17 protein-coding genes are annotated in these 22,302 nt (G+C 40.0%); 8 read left to right on the top strand and 9 right to left on the bottom strand.

Annotated elements, in window-relative coordinates; genetic code table 11:
- Positions 1 to 13 precede the first annotated feature (13 nt).
- The 3 genes from B2O97_RS16600 (at position 14) to B2O97_RS16590 (ending at position 3,405) form a co-directional block, all read left to right on the top strand.
- Positions 14 to 1,177, top strand: a complete 1,164-nt coding sequence (locus B2O97_RS16600) for a 2-isopropylmalate synthase (RefSeq protein WP_083296124.1) — start codon at positions 14 to 16, stop codon at positions 1,175 to 1,177.
- A gap of 213 nt (positions 1,178 to 1,390) precedes the next feature.
- Complete coding sequence (ilvA, locus tag B2O97_RS16595) at positions 1,391 to 2,638, top strand: threonine ammonia-lyase IlvA (RefSeq protein WP_070570170.1); 1,248 nt, start codon at positions 1,391 to 1,393, stop codon at positions 2,636 to 2,638.
- Between the two features lie 251 nt (positions 2,639 to 2,889).
- Positions 2,890 to 3,405 carry a DUF2911 domain-containing protein gene (locus B2O97_RS16590; protein ID WP_070570172.1) on the top strand — a complete coding sequence of 172 codons (516 nt, stop codon included), beginning with the start codon at positions 2,890 to 2,892 and terminating at the stop codon, positions 3,403 to 3,405.
- A 343-nt stretch (positions 3,406 to 3,748) separates the two neighbouring features.
- Here B2O97_RS16590 and B2O97_RS16585 read toward each other — a convergent pair whose 3' ends face one another.
- Positions 3,749 to 6,151 carry a S9 family peptidase gene (locus B2O97_RS16585; RefSeq protein WP_115046521.1) on the bottom strand — a complete coding sequence of 801 codons (2,403 nt, stop codon included), beginning with the start codon at positions 6,149 to 6,151 and terminating at the stop codon, positions 3,749 to 3,751.
- A gap of 461 nt (positions 6,152 to 6,612) precedes the next feature.
- On the opposite strand from B2O97_RS16585, the gene B2O97_RS16580 reads away from it, so the two are divergent.
- The 4 genes from B2O97_RS16580 to nrdF all read left to right on the top strand — a co-directional run bounded on the left by B2O97_RS16580 (position 6,613) and on the right by nrdF (position 10,472).
- Positions 6,613 to 6,846, top strand: a complete 234-nt coding sequence (locus B2O97_RS16580; protein ID WP_046673718.1) for a thioredoxin family protein — start codon at positions 6,613 to 6,615, stop codon at positions 6,844 to 6,846.
- Between the two features lie 34 nt (positions 6,847 to 6,880).
- Entirely contained in the window at positions 6,881 to 7,288 is a 408-nt protein-coding gene (gene nrdI / locus B2O97_RS16575) for a class Ib ribonucleoside-diphosphate reductase assembly flavoprotein NrdI (RefSeq protein WP_083296125.1), read from the top strand.
- Complete coding sequence (nrdE, locus tag B2O97_RS16570) at positions 7,248 to 9,353, top strand: class 1b ribonucleoside-diphosphate reductase subunit alpha (RefSeq protein ID WP_070570178.1); 2,106 nt, start codon at positions 7,248 to 7,250, stop codon at positions 9,351 to 9,353. The genes nrdI and nrdE overlap by 41 nt, the downstream gene beginning before the upstream one ends.
- A gap of 132 nt (positions 9,354 to 9,485) precedes the next feature.
- Positions 9,486 to 10,472 carry a class 1b ribonucleoside-diphosphate reductase subunit beta gene (gene nrdF, locus B2O97_RS16565; RefSeq protein WP_070570180.1) on the top strand — a complete coding sequence of 329 codons (987 nt, stop codon included), beginning with the start codon at positions 9,486 to 9,488 and terminating at the stop codon, positions 10,470 to 10,472.
- Positions 10,473 to 10,537: 65 nt separating this feature from the next.
- On the opposite strand, the gene B2O97_RS16560 is transcribed toward nrdF, so the two are convergent.
- The 8 genes from B2O97_RS16560 to B2O97_RS16525 form a co-directional block, all read right to left on the bottom strand.
- The gene (locus B2O97_RS16560; RefSeq protein WP_198385995.1) at positions 10,538 to 10,945 is read right to left on the bottom strand and encodes an alkaline phosphatase; all 408 of its coding nucleotides are present in this window, start codon (positions 10,943 to 10,945) and stop codon (positions 10,538 to 10,540) included.
- 144 nt (positions 10,946 to 11,089) lie between these two features.
- The gene (locus B2O97_RS16555; protein WP_115046519.1) at positions 11,090 to 12,256 is read right to left on the bottom strand and encodes a glycoside hydrolase family 76 protein; all 1,167 of its coding nucleotides are present in this window, start codon (positions 12,254 to 12,256) and stop codon (positions 11,090 to 11,092) included.
- A gap of 55 nt (positions 12,257 to 12,311) precedes the next feature.
- Entirely contained in the window at positions 12,312 to 13,943 is a 1,632-nt protein-coding gene (locus tag B2O97_RS16550) for a RagB/SusD family nutrient uptake outer membrane protein (RefSeq protein ID WP_115046518.1), read from the bottom strand.
- A gap of 12 nt (positions 13,944 to 13,955) precedes the next feature.
- Positions 13,956 to 17,000: a SusC/RagA family TonB-linked outer membrane protein gene (locus B2O97_RS16545; RefSeq protein WP_083296128.1), complete on the bottom strand. Its 3,045-nt coding sequence runs from the start codon at positions 16,998 to 17,000 to the stop codon at positions 13,956 to 13,958.
- Between the two features lie 571 nt (positions 17,001 to 17,571).
- Positions 17,572 to 19,287 (bottom strand): GMC oxidoreductase, encoded by a 1,716-nt coding sequence (locus tag B2O97_RS16540; RefSeq protein WP_070570188.1) that lies wholly within the window; start codon positions 19,285 to 19,287, stop codon positions 17,572 to 17,574.
- Between the two features lie 7 nt (positions 19,288 to 19,294).
- Positions 19,295 to 19,783, bottom strand: coding sequence for a gluconate 2-dehydrogenase subunit 3 family protein (locus tag B2O97_RS16535; RefSeq protein WP_070570191.1), 489 nt, complete (start codon positions 19,781 to 19,783; stop codon positions 19,295 to 19,297).
- A gap of 87 nt (positions 19,784 to 19,870) precedes the next feature.
- The gene (locus B2O97_RS16530) at positions 19,871 to 20,530 is read right to left on the bottom strand and encodes an HAD family hydrolase (protein ID WP_115046516.1); all 660 of its coding nucleotides are present in this window, start codon (positions 20,528 to 20,530) and stop codon (positions 19,871 to 19,873) included.
- Between the two features lie 36 nt (positions 20,531 to 20,566).
- Positions 20,567 to 21,202 carry a DUF6266 family protein gene (locus B2O97_RS16525; protein WP_115046514.1) on the bottom strand — a complete coding sequence of 212 codons (636 nt, stop codon included), beginning with the start codon at positions 21,200 to 21,202 and terminating at the stop codon, positions 20,567 to 20,569.
- 484 nt (positions 21,203 to 21,686) lie between these two features.
- Here B2O97_RS16525 and B2O97_RS16520 point away from each other — a divergent pair, with 484 nt between their 5' ends.
- Positions 21,687 to 22,298 carry a fumarylacetoacetate hydrolase family protein gene (locus B2O97_RS16520; protein WP_115046513.1) on the top strand — a complete coding sequence of 204 codons (612 nt, stop codon included), beginning with the start codon at positions 21,687 to 21,689 and terminating at the stop codon, positions 22,296 to 22,298.
- Positions 22,299 to 22,302: the final 4 nt, after the last annotated feature.

The raw sequence follows: 22,302 nt of genomic DNA, 5'->3' as shown, positions 1-22,302 counted from the left end.
GAATTAAGAAATTATGTTACACGATCCTAATCATCTTTACATTTTCGACACCACTTTACGTGATGGCGAACAGGTACCAGGCTGCCAATTAACTACTCCAGAGAAAATTGAGATTGCTAAAGACCTGGAAAAACTAGGGGTGGATATTATCGAAGCCGGTTTCCCAGTGTCTAGCCCTGGTGATTTTCAATCGGTCGTCGAATTATCTAAAGCGGTAAACGATGTCATTATATGTGCATTGACCCGTGCCAATCAAAACGATATTGACGTAGCTGCCGAGGCATTAAAATATGCCAAACGCCCACGTATCCATACGGGTATTGGTTCTTCGGACATGCATATCAAATATAAATTCAACAGCACAAGAGAAGAAATTTTAGAACGTGCCGTCGCGGCTGTAAAACATGCCAAATCCTATGTGGAAGATGTCGAGTTTTATGCAGAAGATGCGGGTCGCGCAGACTTGGCATTTCTAGCTAAAATGGTTGAATCGGTGATTGCTGCCGGTGCTACGGTAGTCAATATCCCCGATACAAACGGTTATTGTCTGCCAGACCAATATGGCTCAAAAATCAATTACCTCAAGGAGAATGTACGCAATATCGATCAGGCCATTATTTCGGCACATTGTCACAATGACTTGGGACTTGCAACAGCAAATTCTATCGCTGCGATTCAAAATGGAGCCCGTCAGGTGGAATGTACCATCAACGGTATCGGTGAGCGTGCCGGAAACACGTCACTTGAAGAAGTAGCCATGATCCTTAAAGTGCACAACCAGTCGTTTGGAAGCTTGACATCAAACATCGATAGCCGCATGTTTACGTACTTATCGCGCAAGGTAAGTGAAATGATGAACATGCCTGTACAACCGAATAAAGCGATCGTTGGTCGCAACGCCTTCGCACACAGCTCGGGGATTCACCAAGATGGTTTCCTAAAACACCGTGAGAACTATGAGATCATCAGACCAGAAGATGTTGGTTTGGTTGAAGCTGATATTATCTTAACTGCACGTTCAGGAAGACATGCCCTTAAGCACCATTTGGAGCGTTTAGGCTTCCATCTTGAAAAAGATGATTTAGCTGATTGCTATCAACGTTTCTTGGTTTTGGCCGACGAAAAGAAAAATATTTGTGATGATGACCTAAAAAGCCTCATCCAAGAAAAAATATAAAAAAAGGAAGGCTGCAGATGCAGCCTTTTTTTATCATAAATACATTTTTTTAAAAGGATCCAAATGATACGTTGCTAATTATTATTTTATCATACGTACAAACGATCTTCCATTCAAAATCAACTCAATTTAAACACTGTATAGGTAGAATCTCTCATATAACAGCGAATATCTGCGTTTTATTTGCTACCTTAACTAGGCAATCATCTAACAATGAATCTATCAACCTTAAACATCAATTCAGAAGCTACACTTGACCGCATCAAGTCTGTGGTCAACAGAACACCGCTTCAATATAATCGGCATTTGTCCGAAAAATACGGTGCCGAAGTCTATCTCAAACGGGAAGATTTACAAGTCGTACGTTCCTATAAATTACGCGGTGCCTACAATAAAATTATTTCCTTAACAGCGGAAGAGCGACAACGTGGCGTTGTATGTGCCAGCGCAGGCAACCACGCTCAGGGCGTTGCTTTCTCCTGCAATAAACTCGACATCAAAGGCGTGATATTTATGCCGGGGCCGACACCACGCCAAAAGATTTCACAAACGGAAATGTGGGGTAACGGCAATGTAGAAATTATCTTGACCGGAGACACTTTTGATGACTGCCAAAAAGCAGCGCTGGCTTATACAGCAGAGCATGGCATGACTTTCATTCCGCCATTTGATGATCTCAAAGTTGTGGAAGGACAGGGTACTGTAGCCGTTGAAGCTTTACAAGATCTTCCCGATATGGACGCCATATTTATCCCAATTGGTGGCGGTGGACTTGCCGCGGGAGCGAGCTATTACCTAAAAAGTAAAAACAACGCAATCAAATGCTATGGTGTTGAACCCGAAGGAGCCCCCTCCATGCAAGCGGCCTTGACTCACGGCGCACCGATCGAGCTCGAGCATATCAACAAATTTGTTGATGGGGCAGCTGTTAAAAAAATCGGTGCAACGACATTTGAAATTGCCAAACAATTGTTGGATGATACACGCTCTATTCCCGAAGGAAAGATCTGTACCTGTATCCTAGAGCTGTACAATAAGGATGCAATTGTCGTTGAGCCTGCAGGCGCTCTATCCGTGGCCGCTCTTGAATTTCACAAAGATGAAATTAAAGGTAAGAAAGTCGTCTGCATCATATCCGGTGGAAACAACGATATCGACCGCATGAGTGAAATCAAAGAATTGTCTCTACTTTACGAAGGGTACAAGCATTATTTTATCGTTCGTTTCCCACAACGTCCAGGCGCCTTAAAACTCTTCGTTTCCGAAGTATTGGGGCCTAAGGATGATATTACCCGTTTTGAGTTTATCAAAAAAACAGAACGCGAAAGAGGTCCAGCGCTAGTCGGCATTGAGCTCAACAAGCCTGAGGATTACGAAACACTGATTGAACGCATGAAAGAATATAAGTTTGATGTCATTGAAATCAATAAAGACCAGACACTATTTGAATATCTTGTATAAATAATAGGTATAAACGAGAAAAGCCAGGATATGAATCACTGGCTTTTCTCGTTTATATAACCAAAATATCCCACTCAAAGCCTTCAAAAAAACGAACAATTCCATAACCTAAAAAATCGTATATTTCCGTTATTAAAAGATATTCAATAGCTTAGGAGAGAGCGATAAATTATTTTTATTTGACCAAAGGCATATTGCATATAAAAAGTAATTTATCTAAGTTTAATTGTTTAATCAATACTATACGAAAAATGAGAGTACTAATTTTAACGATTCTGACCTTAATAGGTCAACTTACTTTTGCTCAGACCGACAAAAGTAAACGCCCAAGTCCTCCAGACAACACTAAGGTAACCACCACCGATGGTGTCACGATTGACATTAATTATAGCCGCCCTTCATTGAAAGGTCGTCAGCTTGGTGTTGATATCGCCCCTATCGGTATTGTATGGCGTACTGGAGCAAATGAAGCGACCACCATCGAATTTAATAAAGATGTATTGGTTGAAGGCAAGAAATTAGCTGCTGGTAAATATGGCCTTTACAGCATCCCTGGGGAACACGAAACAACAATTATGTTTAATAAAGTGTGGAATCAGTGGGGAACAAAATATGATGCCAACGAAGATGCGCTCCGCGTTTCCGTAAGCAACGCTACTGCAAGTACCTCACAGGAACAATTTAAGATCAACGCTACTCCGCAAGGAACTATTTCTTTGGAGTGGGGACAGTATGTCGTTCCATTTACGGTTAAAGTAAGTAAATAGCAAAAAAACTTATTTATGATTACGCAAGTCTACCATTGTATAAATGGAAGCGCAAGGTTTATTCAGACCAATGAACTCGTTGCATTTCGCGATAAACCAAACGATTGATTCTATTGATACTTTAGTAAAAAAAACACAAATCAATAAAACAAATACTTCATTCAATATAAAAGGGGCAGTCCAAAGGTGGATAGCCCCTTTTATATTGAATTTTTACCGAATCCCTATACAGGTACTTTTCAAATATTCAATTCTCAGAGGGTTTGTTTTTACTTTTTAGACACCTTCTTTTACATTGAATCCTTGTACACCTTAACACTATTGCTTCTGGTTAATCGACCGGTTATTTTTTAAGGTATTTTTCCAAAAATTGATCCTGCTCCCAAAGTAAATGGAAGATATTTTCTTTGGCGACATATCCATGAGCTTCGCGTGGTAAAATGACCATACGCACGGGAGCTCCCAAATTTTTCAGGGCCTGGAAATAGCGTTCCGTCTGCAGGGTGAATGTTCCGGGATTATTATCGGCTCCGCCGTGAACCAACAAAAGTGGGGTTTTCATCCGATCAGCACTCACAAATGGAGACATGGTCATATACAAGGTTGGATCATCCCAGAAGTTTCGTTGTTCACTCTGAAAACCAAATGGTGTTAAGGTCCGATTGTATGCTCCAGAACGCGCAATTCCTGCGGCAAACAATTTTGAATTGGACAACAGATGTGCTGTCATAAACGCACCATAGGAATGCCCACCCACAGCAACTTTTTTCCGATCGATATAACCCAAATGATCTACCGCATCAATTGCAGCTTCGGCATTTGCCACAAGTTGCTCAATAAAGGTATCATTCGGTTCTTTTGTTCCCTCTCCAACAATAGGGAAGGCCGCATTATCCAATACAGCATAGCCCTTCGATACCCAGTAGATAAAAGAGCCATAACTTGGGAAGGTAAACTCCTTCGGATTGGCCGTGCTTTGTCCGGCTGTATTCTTATCCTTATATTCCCGTGGATAAGCCCACATTAGCAGAGGCAACTTCTCTTTCTTCGTAAAATCATAACCGGCAGGTAAATATAATGTTCCAGAAAGTTCGACTCCATCCTTGCGCTTGTATTTTAAAATCTCTTTATGAACTTTTTCCAACGATTTAAACGGGTTTTCCAACGTGGTGAGCGTCACCTGTTTCCCCGATTTCATATTTTTCATGAAATAATTCGGATAAAACGATGCTGACTGAAGCGAAATCAACAGATCACCAGTTTTAGGGTTCACGAGTTGGGCGATACGTTCTTGCATTTCAGATGCTGGAGCAGTGTAGATGCGTTTTTTCTTCAATGAATGCAGATCAAGCTCATCCACAAAAGGAAACTCGCCATTTTTAGTAAAACCCTTACCTACAAACAACGCTTTATCCTTATCTATATACATCGAATAAGTGCCTAAACTATTTTTTTCCATATACACATCTCCCGGATCATTATAGACGTCCTGACTGTTCCTGTCATGCAATAGTTTAGATTCTCCCGAGGAAGGATTCACCACAAAAGTTTTTGCATTTCTCGTATCATACCATTGCGAATTGATCAATGCATATTTATCATTCCCCCATGTTACACCAGCATAACGGTCTTTGATTTTAAAAATAAGCTTTCCCGCACCATTGTAAGGGTAAGATAAAGTATATAAGGCATCACGAAACTCCGCAGGTTTGTTCGCATCCCCGCCATCCAAGGCTTCTACATAAGCCAACGTAGCTGGCTGATCACTCCGCCAATGCCAGGCCCGTTTTCCCGATCGTGTCGACGAAAAACCTTTCGGCATTACCTCTGTCAAGGGGGTCTCATTCACCAGCGCTATTTCCTTGCCCGACCGATCATAAATTCGAACCTGCTGTGGAAAAGACGAAACCGGAACTACGTAGGAATAAGGTTTTGTAATGGTCGTGACCATCACATATTCTCCATCCGGTGAGAAGCTGATCCCTGTATAAATGGCTTTATCTTTAAAGGAAGAAATCTTGCCGTCCAGATCTACAAGTTCAAGGTTGGATTGTACCAATGTTTCAAAATTCACTTCATCCTGCGGATTTTTAAGCAGGTCTTGGTATGTCCTCAATTGGGATACCTTCCCATCACTTGTTGAGACAATAGGTCCTGTCGGCAAATCTTTTGAAGGATCCAACAGTGCCGCCCTATCCTTTGGCAGGCTTGTTATTATTAAACCGGAAGAATTTCTCAGCCACTGAAATGGTGCTGTCAATGTTCCGTTCAAATTGTAAGCAGTCAACTGTTTGACATTTCGCGTTGCAAGATCAATGACAAATAAGGCAGTTCCGCTTTCATTTGTATTGCTAAATGCCAAACGGTTATTGTCTGGAGAGAACACAAAATTGGCCATCGCCGCTTTTTCGGGCATTCCCGTGAAGTCGGAAAATTCCATATTTTGTCCTATTTTTTTCAAGGCAATCTTATCGTAAAAGATAGTTGAACTTTCCATGTTGGTCTTTGGATTGATCCGCAATCCCGCCAGTTTCATTTCTTCCTGGCCTAAGTCTGCCAGGCTTTTATACGTAGGCCGGAACGTAAATAACATCCAATTTCTATCGCTAGAAATTTTTATCTGAGGGGGGCGCACATAATCGGCTAAGGCCAAAATTTCAGTAGAGGGTTTTTGAAAGGTAATGTTTTCCTGCGCTTGCGTCTGTAGCGACGTTAGAAGCAAGAGACCATAGAATAGTTTCTTCATAAATTTATTTTTCAAATTAGGGCAAAATAAGATAATAAAAATTTCATAAAAAAGCAAGTTTTATAGCTTTTTTATGACAGTAAAATTAAACTTAAATCATTTGTAAAATAGTGGTAAAAATTACGAATTTAAAGTTATCCACATTTATAAAACACAGAAAAACAACAACTTACAAACACTAATCTGCAGCAAACGCATTCTCTGATAAACTTTTGCCCAAAATGTGGAAAAGTCAAACTACCGCATCGAAAGAAAATATAAGATATTTGTTAAGCTAATGAAAGAATTGGCAACTCAACGAAGTTTTTAAGTATCGAAACACAGACTTTTCTTTTTGACGAATTGTCTATTTTTAATGGCTAGATTAACCTTCAATCTGGTCTCCCCGATTAAAATTGATACCATTAACTTCGTACCGAGTTTTTCTATAAAGATTGGAATAAAAAAATAAACAAGTAAACATGGCAAGAATTATCAAATTTGAGAAAAACGATTGTGCTCCTTGTGCGCAAGTATCGGCTTATTTGGATCAAAAAGGTATCCAATATGAAACGGTTAATCCTTTTGATGAACCAGACTTGGCCGCAAGATTCAAAATCCGCACAGTTCCTACGGTAATTGTGTTGGAAAATGAAGAGATTCAACACCGTATCATTGGCTTTAAACCAGAGGAATTGGCTGCCATTGCACTTTAATAAATTCAGCGTATCATTAAAATTAAACAGTGACATGATACACATTTATTATGATTCCAGAACGGGGAACGTACAACGTTTTATGGATAAAGTAGCGCAGATAACGGGTTGGCAAATCCATAAGATCACCGCCGATTTAACGGTAAAAGCCCCTGGTCATTTGGTCACTTTCACCACAAATTTTGGACAAGTGCCCGAAAACACAAAAGAATTCATGAAACGCGAAGCTAAAAATATTTATTCTGTTACTTCCAGTGGCAACCGCAACTGGGGACCGAATTTTGGTCTAGCAGCTGATCGCATTTCACAGGATTTCGACATTCCACTGGCGTTCAAATTTGAACTGTCCGGAACAATGGAAGATATTAATCAATTTATTGACATCTTAAAGAACTTTTGCGATGGTAGCAAACGAAGTAGCAAAAAACTGGATATTGCTTAATAATGAAATCATGATTAAGCATGATGACGAATTCAGCTTACATAAAGATAAGGAAGCGGTTCGTGCATATTTCTTGGAATATGTAAATAAGAACACCGTGTTCTTTTATACATTAAAAGAAAAAATAGACTATTTGGTAGAAAACAACTATTATATTGACTTTTACCAATGGTTTACATTTGAAGAAATGGAAACGGTATTCAACTATGTCTATGCGAAGAAATTCCGTTTCGAATCTTTTATGGCGGCATTCAAATTCTTCCAGAGCTACGCTTTACGTGATGACTCTGGCGAGAAATTTTTAGAGCGTTATGAAGACCGTGTAGTTGCTGTTTCCTTGTTCTTAGCAAGAGAAGAAGGTGTTCAGAAAGCAATTGAGTACGCAGAAATCATGATCAATCAAGAATATCAGCCAGCGACCCCTACATTCTTGAATGCAGGAAAGAAACGCTCGGGTGAATTGGTATCTTGTTTCTTGGATGAAATCGGCGACAACTTAAATGGTATCGGTTACGCTGTTGATTCCGCCATGAAGTTGTCTTCTATCGGCGGTGGTGTATCGTTCAATATCTCTAAAATCCGTGCTCGCGGAGAAGCTATCAAAGGTGTTGAAGGCCGTGCCGGCGGTGTACTTCCAATCATGAAGATTATGGAAGATACATTCTCATATGCTAACCAGTTGGGACAACGTCCGGGTGCTGGTGCAGTATACCTCAATATTTTCCACTCTGACATCGAAGAATTTTTAGATTGTAAAAAAATCAACGTTGACGAGAAAGTACGTATCAAATCATTGTCGATCGGTATCATCGTTCCCGATAAATTCATGGAATTGGCAGAAAAAGATGAACCATGCTATTTGATCTACCCACATACGGTGATGCAAGAGTATGGACAATTCTTGGATGAGATGGATATGGACAAAATGTACGACGAATTGATCACGAATCCAAACGTGAAAAAGAAAAAAATCAATGCTCGTCACCTTTTAGTTAAAATTGCTCAGACACAAAAAGAATCAGGATATCCTTATATTTTCTTCAAAGAGAACACCAACCGTGTCCATGCATTGAATGAAATCGGTCAAGTGAAATTCTCGAACTTGTGTACTGAAATCATGCAAGTATCTCAAGTATCCGATATTGAGATCTATGGCAAACAGGACACGATCCGTTATGGTATCTCCTGTAACTTAGGCTCCTTAAATATCGCGACTGTAATGGACAACAAACGTATCAAAGAGACCGTAAAAACGGCTATGCGCGCTTTGACTGTCGTTACAGACGTGACCAATATCGATATGGTTCCATCTATTGCAAAAGCAAACCGCGAGTTGCATTCTGTAGGGCTAGGTGCAATGAACCTCCATGGTTACCTTGCAAAAAGCTTCATCATGTATGAATCTAACGAAGCACTGGATTTTGCCAATACTTTCTTTATGATGATGAACTATTATTCATTGGAAGCATCGATGGAAATTGCCAAAGAACGTGGTAAAACATTTGTTGGATTTGAAAAATCAGCCTATGCCGATGGTACGTATTTCAACAATTACATAAACCGCGATTACATGCCTAAAACAGCTAAGGTAACGGAGTTATTTGAAGGAATACATATTCCAACAGTCGAAGATTGGTTGGAATTAAAAGCGAAAATCAAAGAACATGGTATTTATCATGCTTACCGCTTGGCTATTGCTCCAAATCAATCGACTTCGTATATCATGAATGCAACCGCATCAGTTATGCCAATCGTCGATATCATTGAGGTACGTGAGTATGGAGATAGTACAACTTACTATCCAATGCCATACTTGACAAACGATAATTATTTCTATTTCAAATCGGCTTATGATATGGATCAATTCAAGGTCTTAAAATTGATCTCGGTTATCCAACGCCATATTGATCAGGGTGTATCTACAATTTTGCATACAAACTCAAAGGATTCGACAAGAGATTTGTCTAGATATTATATCTATGCACATAAATTGGGGTTGAAATCCCTTTATTATACACGGACAAGAAAATCGACCATCGACGAATGTGTCTCTTGTTCAGCTTAATTTTGAGATTTTAGTATTTGGATATATAATGGGAGAAAGTCAAAAGTTGCCTACGCCATTGGCGGCTTTTGGCTTATCTAAAATCAACAATCCAAATACGTGATAATAAATGCCTAATACTTTAAACTAAAAATGAGTAAAACATATAAAGCTGTCAATTGGAATACCCCTGAGAACGATTATGTATTGATGTTCTGGGAACAAAATATCCGTCAATTCTGGATCGATACGGAATACATTCCTTCAAAAGATATCGATAGCTGGAAACGTATCAGCCCAGAAATGAAAGATGCGTATAAAAAAGCTTTAGGAGGATTAACCTTATTGGATACCCTTCAAAGCCACACAGGTATGCCTAAAATCATCGATCATATCGATACATTACAGAATAAAGCTGTATTGTCCTATATGTGTATGATGGAAGCTATCCACGCAAAATCGTATTCCACTATTTTCACGACAGTTTCTACAACCGCCGAAATAAACGACATTTTCGAATGGGTTCAACAAAATAAATATCTTCAATACAAAGCAGAAACGATTGATGGTTACTACCGCGCGATCGATAAAGAAGATGCTTCGGACGAGGAGATTTATATGGCGATGGCTGCATCTGTATTATTGGAGTCATTCTTATTTTATTCAGGATTCTTCTTGCCATTATGGTTATGTGGACAAGGTGAAATGGTTGCTTCTGCCGATATCATTAAGAAAATTATCGCAGACGAATCCATTCACGGTGTATTCGTTGGATTAATAGCCCAAGATCAATTCAAAAAATTAAAAAATCAAGATCAGGTAAAAGCTCGTTTCTTGGCCTTGCTTTACAATTTGTATGAAAATGAGCTGAAATATACAGAAGAGATCTACACTGAAGTTGGTTTAACTGCAGAGGTAAAAGAATATGTTCGTTACAATGCCAACAAAGCATTGATGAATTTGGGCTTTGATCCGATCTTCGAAGTAAAACAAGTCAACCCAATCGTATTGAATGGATTGAATACTGAAACGACACAACATGACTTCTTCTCCAAGAAATCAACTAACTACGAAAAAGCAACGGAAATTGTCCATCTAAAAGATGACGACTTCAAAATGGATGTGGTCGTAGATATATAATATTGACGATTCGTCAAACAAAAAGCCCCAAAGNNCTTTGGGGCTTTTTGTTTGACGGGAAAAAACTATTGTTGGAATGCTTTGATTGCCTGTCCGCGCCAAGCGGCATCAAGCGGTGCACCAAGCAACCAAGTTAACGTAGGCGCGATATCATAAATCATCAAAGTTTCCTTGATTTCTTTTCCTTTTGGCACACCTGGTCCGGTCATTACCCAAGGAATCTCCACCTCGGCCAGCGATTTACCACCGTGTCCTTTTCCGGTACCACCATGATCCGCAGCAATAACAAAAATTGTTTCGTCTGCTATTCCCGCATCTTTTACAGCTTGCTGCAAAGTACCAATACGTCTGTCGACCTGTTTTAGTTCGGCATAATATTCCGGTGTGTTGTGCCCGATATTATGGCCTACACCATCAGGTTGGTCGAAATGCACAAAAGTAATCGTCGGTTTCTCCTTTTTTATGATATCCACGGTGGTGTTCAAATAGAAATTTTACAGCATCTATTATGTTAAGTAAACATTATTTAATCTCTCTAACCAATATGTTACAGAACAAAAAAAAGACGCTGAAAAATTATTTTCAGCGTCTTAACCTTATACCGTTTTACATCGATTTTAATACCCAGCTTTTGCCAACCGTGCGTACATTTCGACAAAAGCACACTGATCGAGCAGCCATTTCGATTTATGCTGATCCTTCAGGGTCCAGTCTGGACTGAAAAGCCCTGCTTGATCGCGCATATGCTGCCAGGCAAATTCAAGATTTTTCGCAAAAACGGTGAGATACCTTTGGTCGCCATTCACCGCAGCGAGCTCGATGTAACCACGCATCATTACGGCATGAAACCACAAATTGCTATTTTTCAATTTTGGGAAATTCAATTTCGCATCCGTTTCGAAAAAATAGCCTAGACAGGCCTCAGCCAGCTGTTGTGCATCCTCAAGGTACCGTTTATTTTTCGTTAACTTATAAAGCAGGGCTGCTGCCTGCAACATTTGTCCGGCGTTGTACGAAAACTTAGCTTTTCCAATCTTTCCATTGAGCTGCATATTGTCCCAGTATAACTTATCTTCGGGATCCTGAAGATTTCTTTTTGTCCATTCATAAAGACGTTCCCCTTCTTGCAGATAGGACCTATCATTGGTTGCCATAAATAACTTAAGTGCAAATACACTTGCTGGTGCATTCGAACAGGTATTTTTAGATTCCTTTTTCTGTTCACACCAATAAATGCCACCGCCGAGTTTATCATCCTCCCCACTCTTTACAAAATTCCAGATCTCTTTGGCCGAAGACAGGTAGTTTATTTTTTTTGTATGGATATAGCTATCGGTAAAATCGATACCCAACCAGATATTATCGTCATAAAAACGATCCGAGGGAGGAGCTGTATTTAAATAAGAAGCATAACCAACCGGCGACCGACTTTCATCCCTATATTCCTGTAGCCCAACCAGGACTTTTTTGTCAAGTATGAACTGAAATGCCTTTTTTGTTTTTGGCAATTCCATCAAGGCATTTACAGCCGAGAAACTACCCGAGAAAGGCCATAGATAAGCATATTTCTTTTGCTGCGCTGCCTGTTGATTATTATCCAGATAATCAGCTTTAAAGTTTTCATCAAAGGGATATTTTTCAGCCAAGAGCTGATTCTTGGTATTTCCAAACTTGCTATAGATGCTATCTAAAGTTTGGATAGCATAGTTCTGAAAATTATTTTTCTGTGCAAATAAGGTTACACCAATAAAGTTCAAAAGAAACAACGTAAAATATCTTTTCATGTGTTTTAGGTAAAAGAATAGTAGATACCTATACGGCATCTACTATTCCTGAACATTAATAACCAGGGTTTTGTTTTAAATTGGGATTGATTGCCAATTGATCCATCGGTACCGCATATAGTTCTTTATTCTTATCGTTCGTAGCTTTATGATCCCACCAAGATCCGGATATATATTTTCCGAATCGGATTAGATCTGTCCGGCGCTTTCCTTCAAAAATAAATTCACGTCCCCGTTCCGCCAGTAATTCATCCAGCGTCAATGTAGCGACAGTATACTGCGCCATAGGCCAGTCAGCCTTACTAAATGCTCTTTTTCTGGATTCATTGACCAACTCCACAGCCTCACTACTGGCTTTTCCACCATTCTTACGCATAAGTGCTTCAGCTTTATCGAAATAGATCTCCGTTAAACGATAAATAATATAATCATTCTCCCAGTAGTTGGCATCGTCCAAGGTACCTGATTTATATTTATTAAATCGAGCTCCAGAATTCTCTTCTCCTTTTGTCATACCACCTTCTGAAGTTTTATCACCTTCGCTTTCTCTGCGGATCGAATTGACAAACACCAGCGGTTTACCTGAATACTCTTCCGTTCCCAATACAGGTGTAGTGGTGCCGTATTTATATTGTGGTCCAAACAAAAACCATTCTTTCTTCCGCAAGTCATTTTCAGCATAGGCATTAAATGCGGTAGGGATAACAACAAATGCATTCCATCCACCGTAACCAACTTTGAGCACTTCCTTCATATAGTCATAACTCATATAGAATCCCGACCAATCGAATGTAAACCCCGCCTGTCTGCTATATTGAAATTGAAATAAGGATTCCGGATTCGCCGAATTGGTATTACTGAACAATGCATTCAAATCAGGGCTCAATTTGGGAGCCCCTCCAATGCCGCCAGCCTGTCCGGAAATAATCTTATCACAAGCAGCGATACATTCATCATTCATCGCTTTACCCGACCATTTCTCTGCATTAAGATAGAGTTCGGCCAGCATGGCATAACCAGCAGCCATAGACACTTGACCAATATTACTTGCTGAAGTTTTAGGTAATTTCCCAACATTTTCTTCCAGCTCCTTTTGTACAAATGCAAAGACCTCTGTTCTCGGTCTGGTTTCAGGGTTAATTGGATCGGCTACCTTTGTCACGATGGGAACGTTGCCCCAAAGATCCATTATCTTAATGTAGTGAAATGCCCGCATTACTTTTAATTGCACAAGTATTTGCGTGCGTTCATCCTCTGTCAGATCCGCAATTTTAGCGATATCCAATTTCTCAATATCCTGAATAGCATTATTGACATAGCCAACGCCGCCCCACATCAACTCCCAGGCCCCACGCATTCGGCTTTCATTGCTTGTCCAGGTATGATAGTGCTGCCGGATATGGTCTCCACCGTCATATCCATGGCGTCCCTTTTGCGGCCAGGCCACCTGATCGGCACTTAATTCGGAATGATAATAAAAGCCATTTCCACCTGTAGGTGCAAGCCAGGCCTGCATATGTGTAAAAGGGCGGAGCGCAGCTTGCATAACCTCCCGTTTATTCTTATAAAAATTATCATCCTTGATCTTACTATACACTGTCTCATCCAACTTGGTGCAGGAACTAAAAGAGATACCTAAGGTAACAGTGCTCAGGATGGCGAATAAATATTTATTTGTTTTTTTCATAACCTTACTATTTTAAAATCCAACATTTAAACCAATTGTCCAAGATCTTGTTCTTGGATAGAAACTGCGCGAATCAATCCCTGCTTCAAAACCTGTATCCTGCAACTCTGGATCAATCCCCGTATATTTGGTCATGGTTGCGATATTTCTCCCTGTCGCATATACATATAGACTTTTGATATAATCAGTCTTTAGTTTAAAGTTATATCCCAATGTAATATTATCCAGTTTCACAAAACTTCCATTCTCAAGGTAGTAATCCGAATACTGTGGATCCTGTTTAAGGTCGGCATGTTTAGTAAAAGCACTTTCGAAAACATTATTAGGCAACCATTTTTGATTACCAAAGAACATATCCGCTGTATTTAAAATATCATACTTAAATTTCCCTCTGAAAAATACGGTCAGATCGAAGCCCTTATAGGCAAACCGGTTACCTAGCGACGCATTGAATTTGGGAACACCATTTCCAATATAGGCGCGATCATTATCATTTATATCCGCAATGGTAGCCTTGGAGCCGTCAGCTTTATAGAAGAGCCATTCTCCAGCATCATTCAGACCCGCATAACGTTTTCCATAGAAGGAACCAATTTCACCGCCTTCTTCAAGACGAATGGCATCTCCGAGATTACCTGGAGAGGGCAGACCGCCAAAAGTCATCCAATTACTCTTAAAGATATCATTGGACATGGTAACGAGTTTATTCTTTTGATAACTTCCCGCAAAATCCACCGTCCATTTAAAATCTTCTTTTTGAATTGGAACTCCAGACAATTGCAACTCAACACCTTTATTCGAAACCTCGCCTACATTGTACCAAATGTTTGTACTCACATAGGCTGGCTGTTGCGCCTTATATTGGTATAATAAATCTTTGGTTTTACGATTATAGACATCTAGAGACCCTGTTAGTCGGTTATTCCACAAACCAAAATCGAGCCCGATATTCAATTCGGCTTTTTGTTCCCATTTTAAGTCGGGATTGGGGTTCTGTGTCGGTCCATACGTTTGATAATAGATGCCATCCTGCGGATATACCCCACCTGTTCCCAACAAGATCAACGAATTGTAATTTGGGAAGCCCTGATTACCGGTTACCCCATACCCCACACGGAGCTTCAGATTGTTGACAAGGTCTTTATTGGAGAAAAAGTCTTCGTTTGTAATGGTCCATCCCGCAGAAATGGCAGGGAAATTACCCCATTTATGATTAGCACCAAATCGCGAAGATCCCTCTCGGCGAAGAATTGCACTCACAAAATACTTTTGGTCATAATTATAATTTACCCGTCCAAAAAAAGCAATCAATTTATTGTCTTCCTTAAATGAGCCCATCGATGGTCTTGGCAATTTGGTATTTGTCAGAGCCGTACCACTTCCCATGTCCCAATCTTGAAAAGCGTCTGTTGTAAAACCATTATTGGACATCTCAAACCGCTCATAACCATTATATTGAAAACTGTAACCGAGTAAACCCGTTATATTATGCTTGTCGTTGAATGTCTGGTTGTAATCAATTGTTGTTTCAAAGGTCTTGGACCAATTCAACTCATTTCTTTTCCAAGCATAGCCCATACCCTGATACTCAGAATTTTGGCGTTGGTCCCAATCTTTTATCGAACGAAATTGACGATCGTTCCAATTATTTCTAAGATAGGATCCGAAGGCTGAGATGCTCAATGGTTCTATAATCTTGAGTTTCATACGTGCGTCTCCCGAAAAAGTTTCCTGATTGCGTTGATCTACACGGTTGGCCATACGATCCAGCGGATTAAAATTATTATAACCCTGGGTTTGGTAAAAACTTCCATCGGGATTGTATAGTGGAGCAGTTGGATTACGCTGGATCGCCTGTTCGAAATATTCCGTTTTTCCACCCAAAAGATCTGCTTTATTGAAATTGGCAGCAATATTACCGGAGAAAGTCAATCGATCTTTTAATCCAGTTTGCGAAAAATTGACACGACCGCCAAATTGCTGACGTCCATTCTGTTTAGCAATGCCTTCGGCATTTTCATAGTTAATTGAAGCACGGTAGTTGGATTTATCGCCACCACCGCTGGCAACAAAATTATGGAATGTTGAGAAATTACCTTTATTGATCAATTCGTCATACAAATCTGTTGAAGCGCCAAGGTCAAGATCAGGTTTATTCTGTCCGTTGACCACATAATCTCTAAATTGCTGCGCACTCAGCATCGAAGGTTTCTTTGCGACAGACTCATGTTGACCATAGGTATAATATTCAAATCGTGGTTCTCCAGATTTGCCTTTTTTAGTGGTTACTAAAATTACACCACCATTACCCCGCGTCCCATAAATAGCCGCTGCAGATCCGTCCTTTAACACGTCTATGGATTCAATATCTCCTTGCTTGATCAAATCTAGATTTCCACCAGGAATGCCATCAATGACAATCAGCGGGGAGTTTCCGCCTTTCATGGAGGCCATACCCCGCAATTGGATATCTGAACCAGCATTTGGATTACTGCCCTGGGTTCTCGTCACGTTTAGCCCGGCAACTTTACCTTGCACCAGATCCATTGGGTTGCGCATACCACCTTGATTGAAATCCTTTTCTTTTACAGAGGCCACTGCTGAAGTCACTTCACTTTTCTTTTGCGTACCATAACCGACAACAATAACCTCCTCCAATTGGTCTTCTGTCGCGGATAGTCGAATATCAATCGGGGCATTTCCTATTACTTTGACTTCGTTTGTTCGATAACCAATGGACGACACGACCAGGACATCTCCTATCTTGGCTTGCAGGGCAAAATTACCTTGGCCATCCGATGTTGTACCTTTTGCTGATCCCTTGACGGTAACCGAAACACCGGAGATCCCTTCTCCAGTCTTTGCATCCTGTACCTTTCCTTTAATTAAACCCTGAAACTTAGCGACCTTATGGGTAAAGGTCTCTTTTGGATCTTCCCTCTTGGCGATGACATGCGCATTTGCCTGATGTATCGTCCCTGCGATAATAGCCAACGAAAAAAACAGCTTGGTATTTTTCGTTAAGCGGGCAAATGATTCTAAATCGATTCTGCTCATATAATTAGTGATTTTGGTTTATAAAACGTTTTAGCTTTGATAAGCTTAAACGGTCATGTTTAATTAGTATCATCTTCAATAATTAATACGAATACCTGATCCCCATCTCTATCGTAATAGATTAAATCTGGCAGTCTATTAATTATTTATAATAGTGATTTGGTTTATAAAAACGTTTTAGCAAAAAGATGCTTAGAACGCCTAGTTTAATTTAGTTTCCCTTAATTGATCGTTTTAAAATCGATCTGCTTTCTTAAAATTGCCTGCTATATTCCATTGCTTTCACTTAACAGAAAACGTCTGGGTTCAAATGTCTATGGTATTATTGCCGCATAGAATTTGCAATAAAGTCTGCTAAATCGCTTTTGCTTTTGTTGTAAAATTTTTTGGTTTCCCTATTTTGGTTTTTTAATTGCTTTTTTTTGATTACTTATTTGTTCATTAATTGTTTATTCGTTATTGTTTTCCTTTTTGGTTATTCTTTCTTGGTTTTAGCGTGCTATTCGGGTGGAAAGATAGCACTTTAATTTTACAGAGGAAAGATTTATTTTCAAAACCTTTCCCCTGTAAACTAAATATTTCCTTTCTTCATCTCGCTAATCGCATAATCGACAGATCGTGCCGAAAATGCCATATAGGTCAATGAAGGATTTTGTGTTGATGTCGAGGTCATACTTGCACCGTCTGTGACAAAAACGTTTTTCACCGCATGCATCTGATTCCATTTATTCAATACCGAAGTTTTCGGGTCGTGCCCCATACGTGCACCGCCCATTTCATGGATATCCAAACCTGGAGCTTGCCAGTGTGAATCCGGGCGAATGTTTGTGAAGCCAGCATCCGTAAACATCTCCGTCATGACAGCAATGTAATCCTTTTTCATTTTTTCATCATTCTCATCATAATCGACAGCAATTTTTAACAAAGGAATACCCCAGTCATCTTTCTTACTGCTATCCAATGAAACCATTCCCGATTCTTTTGGTATCGTTTCACCCATCATGTGAGATCCAACCTGCCAAACACCTAATTTAGGATTCAACAAATTGTTCTTCAGATCTAGCCCTAAACCCGAACGATCAGACTCTTTACTACGTGAAGCTCCGAAACCGGCAGCATAGCCCCTTAAAAAGTCCGTTTCCTGTTTGTGCAAGTTTCTGAAACGTGGAATATACCCTCCACCGGCGGGATTCCGCCCTTCGGCCGTAAAATCCAACATCCCTTCATACTCTGCATAAATGCGTGCACTATAGTTGTGAAAGGCAACATATTTTCCGAGCACACCACTATCATTACCCAAACCATTTGGAAAACGGTTCGATTTAGAATTCAATAAGATCAAATTAGTATTGATTGCAGCCGCATTGACAAAAATCAGTTTGGCATAAAAATCAATTTCCTCTTTTGTATTGGTATCTATAACACGTACACCCACTGCCTTTCCCTTTTGTTCATCATAGAGAATCGAATGAACAACCGAAAATGGACGTAGCGTCATATTTCCGGTTTTGGCCGCCCAAGGAATTGTCGTTGCATTGGAACTGAAATATCCACCAAAAGGACATCCTCGCTGACAAAGTACGCGATTCTGACACTGTACACGTCCTTGTTCGATGTGAATCTGATTTGGTTTAGATAAGTGTGCACAACGTGCTGAAATCACTTTGCGCTCCGGAAATTTCTTTTGGACGCTTTCTTTAAAATACTTCTCGACAATATTTAAGGGGTACCCTGGCAAAAACTCACCGTCAGGCAATTCAGGAAGTCCATCGTGATTACCTGCAATACCGGCAAATTTTTCGACATAAGCATACCAAGGCGCCAAATCAGCATAACGTATCGGCCAATCTACTGCAAAACCATCTCTCGCTGGCCCTTCGAAATCAAAGTCAGACCAACGTTGCGTCTGTCTCGCCCATAATAACGACTTGCCGCCAACTTGATAGCCTCTGATCCAGTCAAAAGGTTTCTCCTGAATATAAGGGTGTTCCTTGTCTTTTACAAAAAAATGGGCCGCATCCTCATGGAATGCATAACATTTGCTGACAATCGGATTCTCTTCTTTTACTTTGAAAGGCATTTCGTTCCGATGTTCAAACTCCCAAGGCATCATATTGGTGGTTGGGTAATCCTTGATATGTTGTACATCACGTCCACGTTCCAAAACCAATGTTTTCAAGCCCTTCTCGCACAACTCTTTTGCGGACCAACCGCCACTAATTCCCGAACCGATCACGATCGCATCGTAGGTTCTGTTTTTTTCACTGTCAATATTTAGATTTGCCATGTGCTATTTATGCCTTAACTTTTACCGCACCATTGTACGGACCCGGAATAAGTTTATAAATCACCTTATTCTTCATCACGTATTCTGAGTTCATATACCCCTGAATTGCACGCGATTTGAAGGTCTCAAAAAAAGCCTTCTCGTCGGTTTGGTCTTTTAACCCCGCCAAAGTGGTCTCAGTCTCTTTGTTATTTTTTAAATTCAACTGTTTTCGCAATTTGTTGAAACCAGCGACAAATTTAGCCTGATTTTCTGGCGACTCACAGTCATCCACCATTTTGATGACGAAAAGATGCAGGTTCAGATCCTTTCCTCCCGGTGTATCCGATTTCGGAATCAGGATGTTAGCCAGATCGCCCAAAAATTGCTCATCTTCCGCCGAAATCTTCAGCTTATTTAATACAATTGATGCACCTCCATCATTCAGACAGGACGACAAAATTGTCAGTCCGCCAGCTATAATGAAAAATTGCTTTATTGCGGTTCTACGGTTCATAATCAGAGTTCCCTTTACAATTCGGTAATATTACATATATCCGAATAAAAATACAAATGCTAAAACGATTAAATGATTTTACAACCCTCAAATCCAGTGCGCCAACAGGGCTTTCGCCTCGAATAAGTTTTCCACAATGTTATCAACAGCTGTTAGTCTAGCACGTTCTACCTCTTGCTTCGTAACTGCAATCAACTGTAATTCTGCTCCCAATGCCGATGTACTTCCTGTCGATGTATCCTCAATAGCCACACAGCGGTCGGCTGGTAGACCCAGATGTGTCAATGCCAAACGATAAGGTTCAGGATCGGGCTTTGGCAACTCCACACACTCACGCGTGACAAAAAACTCAAAATAATCCAAAAGCTCATGTTTGCCCAAAACAGTATCGACAGTGCTTCTATAACTTGAGGTCACCAGCCCAATACGGATATCTTCTGCTTTCAAAAAAGCTAAAATTTCTCGTGCTCCAGGCATCAATTCTATATCGCTCATGTTAGAATCGGCATAAGCCGCACGTGTACGCTTCCACATATGTTCTTCCGTCACGTCGTAGCCATAGTCCTCGGTAAGACGCTTGACATTATGTGCTAAAGTATGTCCAGCAAAATCGCGAATCCAATCTTCATAGCTGATCTGAAGGTTAAATTCCTGTTTTAATATAGGTGCCCAATTTTTGAAATAGAAATATTCCGAATCAATTAACGTACCGTCTAGATCGAACAATACCGCCTGTATTTTATTCATAGTGTTAAAGATACACAAGTAGGTGGAAAAATCCTATTAAATGACGCCACAATAGGTCGAATTTGAGAATGCACCATGATAGGTATCCCAAAACCCGATGTAGACATGATAATCAGCTTTCTGATTTAATTCAACTGGTACATTGACGAAACATTGACCATCCTTAGCAGATGCAACTGCTGGTTTTAAGGAACAGAAATCATTTAAGCTAACAAATGCTAGATTTAACTTATAAATTTCATCATCATACGCTGGGTTTGGTATCCATTCCAAAAATATACGTCCTTCACTCACACTCACCTTAGTACCCTCAGGCGGTATTAAATCCCCCACAAACACGTTCAAATTTTCAAAATTCACGACGGGATTATAGTCAGTATCAAAAGCCAACACATCATTGAAAACATGCTTTTGCGCAAGCTGAAATGCACCATATTTAGATCCATTTTCTTTTTTTAACTCATAGCCAAAATCAAAGACAGCTTTGTTCTCTGCACAAAATTTTCCGACAGCCTTCATTTTTTGGCGATGTAATCGCTGAGCTTCAGTCGGAGGTTTACTACTTTTCCTCCTTGCACCCCGAATAATCCATTGCCCCATACGATTGTATCCATATATCGATCCAACTTTACCCCGGAAACCACCATTTGGACCATCTTCTAATATAGCCATATTTTAAGTTTTTTGTTTAATATCATCTTAATAACAACCTCCTAACAATTGATTTGGATTTATGTTTGAATTAAGTTAGGTATAACTTATTATTAGGTTAGATATAGTTTAGGTCTTAATTAGGTATAACCTATATTATACCTATCTAAAACCTAAACAAAACCTAACTAAAACCTATATAAATAGCAATCTTAATTTAAATTAAAATGGACTTGCTTCTCTTCATTTTTGGATAACCATCGGACATTTGCTAAGTTTGTTGTGGCAAGCGAAAACACAGGTTTACTGGGTATAAGTCCGCAACAAGCTTTAGGAAGATAGTCATATGATCTTCATGGAAGTTATATGTCTCCGCCACGTGTAAGACGCTCACATAAAAAGCGGAGCCATCTTTGGATCTGGCTTCAAACATCCTCGCGATGAACGTCGAGCTAAAGCGCTTGCCAAGAAATCTGAAAGCTTCATTGCCTTAAAAATTTATATCATGAAAATAATTGCAATCGGTCGCAATTACATCGACCACGCGAAAGAACTCAATAATCCAGTCCCAGAAAATCCCATTATATTTTTAAAACCCGATACTGCGGTATTAAAGGATAACAAAGATTTCTATTACCCCGAATTCTCCAAAAACATTCAGTTCGAAACCGAAGTTGTCCTCCGGGTCTGTAAAGAAGGAAAGCATGTCACGCCCAAATTTGCGTCAACGTATTATGATGCCATTGGTCTGGGCATTGACTTCACCGCCAGAGATGTACAGCAGGAACTTAAAGCGAAAAGCCTTCCCTGGGAATTGGCAAAAGCATTTGACCATTCTGCAGTGATCAGCAACTTGATTCCTAAAGGAGAGCTTGCAGATGTGAACTCGATTGAGTTCTCCCTGCAGCAAAATGGACAAACAGTCCAGCAGGGAAATACCAAGGATATGATATTTTCCTACGAAGATCTGATTGTATATACCTCCAAATTTATTACCCTCCGCAAAGGTGACCTCATTTACACCGGAACTCCAGTTGGTGTCGGATCTGTAGCCATCGGCGATTTATTGGAAGGTTTCATCGGCGAACAGAAGATGTTTAGCTGTAAAATTAAATAAGCTC

Source organism: Sphingobacterium sp. UBA865, from assembly GCF_002295765.1.
Taxonomy (GTDB): domain Bacteria; phylum Bacteroidota; class Bacteroidia; order Sphingobacteriales; family Sphingobacteriaceae; genus Sphingobacterium; species Sphingobacterium multivorum.
Note: the sequence above shows the minus strand (reverse complement) of the source record. Positions and strands in the feature narration are given on the sequence as shown.